The sequence below is a fragment of the uncultured Anaerobiospirillum sp. genome (assembly GCF_902485895.1).
Taxonomy (GTDB): domain Bacteria; phylum Pseudomonadota; class Gammaproteobacteria; order Enterobacterales; family Succinivibrionaceae; genus Anaerobiospirillum; species Anaerobiospirillum succiniciproducens.
Map to the genome: position 1 here is coordinate 23,684 of NZ_CABTML010000057.1, position 6,000 is coordinate 29,683.

General features: G+C 44.3%; 3 protein-coding genes. 2 read left to right on the forward strand and 1 reads right to left on the reverse strand.

Annotated elements, in window-relative coordinates; translation table 11 throughout:
• Positions 1-661 precede the first annotated feature (661 nt).
• The gene (locus RDO37_RS04715) at positions 662-1,666 is read right to left on the reverse strand and encodes a substrate-binding domain-containing protein (protein WP_308498285.1); all 1,005 of its coding nucleotides are present in this window, start codon (positions 1,664-1,666) and stop codon (positions 662-664) included.
• Positions 1,667-3,060: 1,394 nt separating this feature from the next.
• Between RDO37_RS04715 and galE the strand changes: the two genes are divergently transcribed.
• Positions 3,061-4,080, forward strand: coding sequence for a UDP-glucose 4-epimerase GalE (gene galE / locus RDO37_RS04720; protein WP_273325983.1), 1,020 nt, complete (start codon positions 3,061-3,063; stop codon positions 4,078-4,080).
• Between the two features lie 354 nt (positions 4,081-4,434).
• Positions 4,435-5,472 carry a UDP-glucose--hexose-1-phosphate uridylyltransferase gene (locus RDO37_RS04725; RefSeq protein ID WP_303074358.1) on the forward strand — a complete coding sequence of 346 codons (1,038 nt, stop codon included), beginning with the start codon at positions 4,435-4,437 and terminating at the stop codon, positions 5,470-5,472.
• The last annotated feature ends 528 nt before the right edge of the window (positions 5,473-6,000 follow it).

Consider the following 6,000-nt stretch of genomic DNA (forward strand, 5'->3'; position numbering starts at 1 on the left):
GTACCACCCTAAGATCTCAAAACAACAAACGTTCACTAGAGCCAGATCATAAAAAAAGAGTGAGAAAGTCTTATAAAGACAGTCTCAAGCGACAAGGCAAATATTCTATGGTCTATACCGCAAGAAACTTATACTCGCGAAGCCTCATCAAGCTCTAGTAGCAGAACAAATCTATCCGTCATTTTAACCGCACTAGCGCTAATGTGCCAACTAAACGCGCGAATCTGTCGAAATATAGCAGTATGACTATCAAAAACTTCATAAAACCATACAGAAATTATGCCTGAGGGCAGCTAAAAAGTACATATAGTTACTACAGTTGCAAAGCCTTGACCATAGAAATGAGACGATTGTCCTGAGCTATACTCTCCAAAATAGCAGTGATTTGAACACACTCTATAAAAATGGAGCGCAAAAGCAGCTCACAAAGCTAGGTAGCACAACCAGCTTGCAAAGCGATGAGGCTGCGGCAGCTAGCATAGACTGCTAGCAAAGCTAGGTAGCTGCGCCAGGTAGTAAAGCTAGGTAGCAGCGGCAGGTAGCAAAGAGCCGGAGTCTAAGGTGGGGCTCGTGAGCACTGTGAGTGCGACGAGGGAGTTTTTGGCGTGTTTGTCTGCTTGCCCCAGGCACGTGGGCATGGGGCAGAAAAGAGGAATTCTTGTTAGAGCTGACGAACTGAGTCGCGCTTGATAAGCTCGACAGTGTAGTCTTCGCGTACGGTGATTGGGCGACCTTCATAGAGGTCAATTGAGCGTAAGATGGCCTCTTCAGAGATCTCTTTGACTGGATTGTTGACGGTGGTTAATGGCGGAATCAGACAAGTGCTTAAGTAGAGATTGTCAAAGCCAGTTATTGAGACATCATCAGGGATCTTGTAGCCTTGCGCGTGTAAGGTTGCCATAAAGCCTGCAGCCATTACATCTGAGTAGCAAGCAACAGCAGTAAAGTCCTCACCAGGAGTGAGGCGATTCATGAGATCTAAAGCTGCTTGAGAACCGCCCTCTAAAGAAGGCTCAGCTGAGGTAATGAGGCGTGGGATGTACTTAATACCGGCCTTTTTGAGGGTGTCAACATAGCCACGGAAACGCTCATCGGCATCTAAAATGCGGTGACCAGAGTTAACAAAGGCGATCTTCCGATGACCTTTGTCGATAAGCTCTTGTACGGCTAAGCATTGACCATGGTAGTTGTTAAGAATGAGGCAACGCTCTTCATAACCTCGTACCACACGGTTCATGAGCACCATATATGGTACGGTCTCAAGATAGTTAATTAAGGTTGCATCATCCACAGCTAGAGCATGGACTACTAAACCACGGCATTGATAGGAAATGAGATCGTCAATGGCATGGATCTCACGCTCGGCATTGTGATAGCCCTGACCAACTAAGAGGTTATAGCCCATCTTATGGATGGCATCATCACAGGCACGAACTGCCGCGCCAAAGTACGGATCGGATACTTCAGAGACGACGACACCAATAGTATGAGAATCACGTTGTACTAATGCACGGGCATTGGCGTTTAGGTAGAAGCCTAATTCCTCACGTGCTTTATTGACCGCATCGACAGACTTTTTGGATACACGTGGTGAACCATTGAGTACGCGTGACACTGTAGCCACGGATACATTGGCTAGTTTTGCTACATCACGAATAGTAGGCATCAGTCACCTCAAAACATCTAATCGGTATGAGCAGCTATTGTAGCCGCTATTACCTTTGTTTTGTTGTTTCTTAAGCAAATGCAAGTCACCAGACTCGATCTTCATAAGCCATCAAAATAAAGCTTATCAACTCTGCTCAAGAACAATGCTTCAATTTTCCATAACTAAAGATCACACACTAAGCACTAAGCGAGTTATAACAAAGTAAGATCTTAGCGCGTTGATTGCCTAGAGTAGCGTCACATTCAACAAGATCTTTTAGATCTTGATTGCAGATGCCAAATCAACAAGTCTAGTTAGCTTTGCAATTAAATTATATGCCTTGGTAGTTTAAGTGCGTAGAGTTTAGTTTGCTATGAAAGAAGCTTAAGTAAAAATACAGTGTTACTAGCGCAAAAAGCGCACTGCCTTAGCAATAGTAAACGATAAACGAAGAACACATAGCCTTAGCAATAGTAAACGATAAACGGAAAACACATAGCCTGAGCAATAAGCTGCGTTAAATAAGTCACTTACAATACAAGTATAAAAGAGGCTATAAACGCTTATTGCCACGTGAGGCTGAAGATCTAGCAAGTACAGATCTCATCGAATATCAGATTGAATCGAGCTCTAATGCTAAATGAAAGCACGCATCACGTATAGAGATCAAAATAAGGCTAGCAGTACACTTTGTTTTGTATCACAAAAACACAAAGTACTTGTCTAGCAATTTCTAATGAATAAGTTCAGTTTGATAAGATGAGCGTAGTTGGTGTTAAGACCAATGTTTGCACAAAAGAGATTCTTATAATCAAGGGTAAATGGCGTATTTACGGGCTTTGAAAGCTCTTGCCAAAGCTTTAGATTAGCTAAGAACGCTCTTAAATGGTGCCTCATGTAAACGTTTACATGAATTATGGGCGCTATATGCCCACCCATTGTGCAAAGGAGGGTCGAACACTTGCTAGTTACTGTCTTCGTTGACAAGTCAACGTCAATAAGAATATACCGCTAAAGGCCTGAAATATCAGCACTATTAGGGATTATTAACAAAGTATGCACTAGCTCACAAAAAGTTAGTACGCGTTTTATGCAAAATGATTATAATAGTGTAAACGTTTACATTCTGATTAATCTCGGGTTTTATCAGAAACTTTCAGTAGCGTTTTGAGCAGTTTTTATGAGGAGTTTATGCAAGCTCCTAGATGCGATGGTTTTAACCATCAGCGTGATAATCAATGCCATCACCTGACATTGTAATAAGACAAGGTTTATGCTCAGCTACTGAAAAGTAAACGTAATGACGTGTAAGTCCGCGTGCGGAACCATGGCTCTACTATCGCTACTCTTTATAGCCTATTAAGCCAGACTATTAAGAGACAGTAGGCTCGGTTAAAGAAAGGAATAGTTTCATGGCTACAATTTTAGTTACTGGCGGTGCAGGTTACATCGGTTCACATACAGTTTGTGAGTTAGTCAAAGCTGGCTACGATCCGATTATTTTCGACAACTTCTCAAACGCAAAGCCAGCTGTTCTTGCACGTATCAAGCAGATTTGCGGCCGCTCAGTTCCATTTTATGCTGGTGACATTCGTGTCTATGATCAGCTTGCTCAGGTATTTGAGGAGCACAAGATTGACGGTGTAATTCACTTTGCAGGCTTAAAGGCTGTAGGTGAGTCCGTTAAAAAGCCTCTTGAGTACTACGACAACAACGTCAACGGTTCACGCGTTTTACTGCAGGTAATGCGTGACTATAAGTGCTACAACTTCATCTTCTCCTCATCCTCAACTGTTTATGGTGAGCCAGATTCACTGCCTTTAACTGAGAATAGCCCAGTTAAGCGTGCTAACTGTCCATACGGCCAAACCAAGGTAGATATCGAGTACATGGCAGAGGAACTGCAAAAGGCTGTTCCTGAGTTCTCCGTAACTCTGCTGCGTTACTTCAACCCTGTGGGTGCCCATGAGTCAGGCTTAATTGGTGAGGATCCACGCGGTATTCCTAATAACCTGATGCCATACTTAACTCAGGTTGCAGTAGGCCGTTTAGAGTGCTTATCCATCTTCGGTAACGATTACCCAACAGCTGATGGTACTTGCGTACGTGACTACATCCACGTAGTTGACTTAGCTTTAGGCCACGTTGCTGCATTAAAGCACTGCCTTGATAAGGCCGGTGTTCATATCTATAACCTCGGCACTGGTACTGGCTACTCAGTATTAGACATGGTTAAGGCCTTCTCCAAGGCTATTGGTCGTGAGCTTCCACACAAGTTTGCTCCACGCCGTGCTGGTGACGTAGTTAGCTGCTATGCCGACGCTTCTAAGGCTAAGAACGAGCTTGGTTGGGTTGCTACTAAGACCTTAGACGACATGACTGCCGATGCCTACAACTGGCAGAAGAACAACCCTAACGGTTACGACGACTAAGAGTCAGTTATCACCAAGAGCTCCTAGGCTACTAGTTTTGGCTCTTTGCCACGCCCAAAATAGTGGGCACATAAGACAAGGTTTAGGCCTTCAAAGGCCGCATCAGCCAGGCATTAAGAACCTGGCTATGCCCGGCATCAAGAACCTGGCTATGCCAGGCTCAAGATAGCCAGGCAATCCAAGCTGCATGAGCTTGGTTAAAACCAGATTGGATACAGCCAACCTGGCTTTGAGCCAGACTGACTTTGGTCAGTCTGGTCTCATTAAGTGGCAATAGTGAAGATAAGCAGCCATAGCGGTTTATTTTTTTGTTCACAGAGCTTTTAGTTCACAGGATTTGCAAAGGACTAAGACATGAGCTTCAATATTTCAGATCATCCACACCGTCGTTACAACGCACTTACTGGTGAGTGGATTTTAGTTTCTCCTCACCGTGCTAAGCGTCCTTGGAACGGTCAAGTAGAAAAGAATGCCGATGAGCAAAAGCCAAGCTACGATCCTAGCTGCTACCTGTGCCCTGGCAACACCCGTGTTTCTGGTGATGTTAATCCAAAGTATGAGAGCAACTACGTTTTCACCAACGACTTTGCTGCTTTAATGCCAGACACTCCACTTGATGGCCCAGAAAATGACGATTTATTCTGCTTAGAGCCAGCTCGTGGTACCGCTCGTGTTATTTGCTTCTCTGCAGATCACTCTAAGACCTTACCTGTAATGGAGGTTAACGAGATTCGTTCTGTAGTTGATCTGTGGGCCTCTCAGCTTACTGAGCTGAGTGCTGAGTACAAGTGGGTACAGCTCTTTGAGAACAAGGGTGCTGTAATGGGCTGCTCCAACCCTCACCCACACGGCCAGATCTGGGCTTGCTCTTTCTTACCTGAGGAAATTACCAAGGAAGTAAGACAGCAAAACGAATACTTCAAGAAGCACGGCTCTCCACTCCTTTTAGACTATGTAAAGAGAGAGCTTGAGAAGAAAGAGCGTATCGTTTGTGAGACCGAGTTCTTCGTAGCTTTAGTTCCTTACTGGGCATTCTGGCCATTTGAGACCATGATTCTGCCTAAGTTTGCAGTTAAGTCTATCAATGAGCTCAATGACGAGCAGCGTGATGATTTAGCTTTATGTATCAAGAAGCTGACCACTCGTTATGACAATCTCTTTGAGTGCTCCTTCCCATACTCCATGGGCTGGCACAATGCTCCTGCTGATGGCGAGCCTCATGAGGGGTGGCAGCTGCACGCTCACTACTATCCACCACTTCTTCGTTCTGCAACTGTTAAGAAGTTCGTAGCTGGTTTTGAGCTCTTAGCAGAAAAGCAGCGTGACTTAACTCCAGAGCAGGCTGCAGATCGTCTGCGTGCTTTAAGCGACATTCACTACACCAAGAAGTAGTGTTTAGCAAAAGATTCTCCTTGAGATAAGGTACAGCAGGTTTAACCTGCTGTACCTTGTATAGAACAGCTAGAAGTAGCCACGATGCTACAAAACCCCCAGGGTAGACTTATGTGCCGCTTAAGAGCGCGTAGATCTACCTTTTTAGCATGAGACTTATGCTCCTTGTGCAAGTAAATGCTTGTACAGCGACTATAGGTTTTAGCTTAGTGCGCTTGTGCGCACTTGAGTCATTTGCCATTGAAGATAAGTACTATCTTTGTGGCAAGAAGGTCTTGTATTGCCCTTTGCATATGGATGCAGGGCATGGCTCAGAGCTGATCACTATCAGTTACCGCAATACATAACTATAAGCTGTGCGGTACTGAGGTAAGGACAGAGCCTGGATATTTACGGAGACTTTATGGAATGCGTAAGTACGAAAAGAAACTAAAGGAAGAATACCCAGACATAAACAAGACAACTGTTGAAATGGATTGATTTCTTATGAATAGCCCTATCATCGTTACTGGAATTCTCGATGCATCG

Excerpts from the sequence above, each read along its gene's own strand:
- galE (WP_273325983.1), top strand. The coding sequence starts at position 3,061 with ATGGCTACAATTTTAGTTACTGGCGGTGCAGGTTACATCGGTTCACAT.
- RDO37_RS04715 (WP_308498285.1), bottom strand. The coding sequence starts at position 1,666 with ATGCCTACTATTCGTGATGTAGCAAAACTAGCCAATGTATCCGTGGCT.
- RDO37_RS04725 (WP_303074358.1), top strand. The coding sequence starts at position 4,435 with ATGAGCTTCAATATTTCAGATCATCCACACCGTCGTTACAACGCACTT.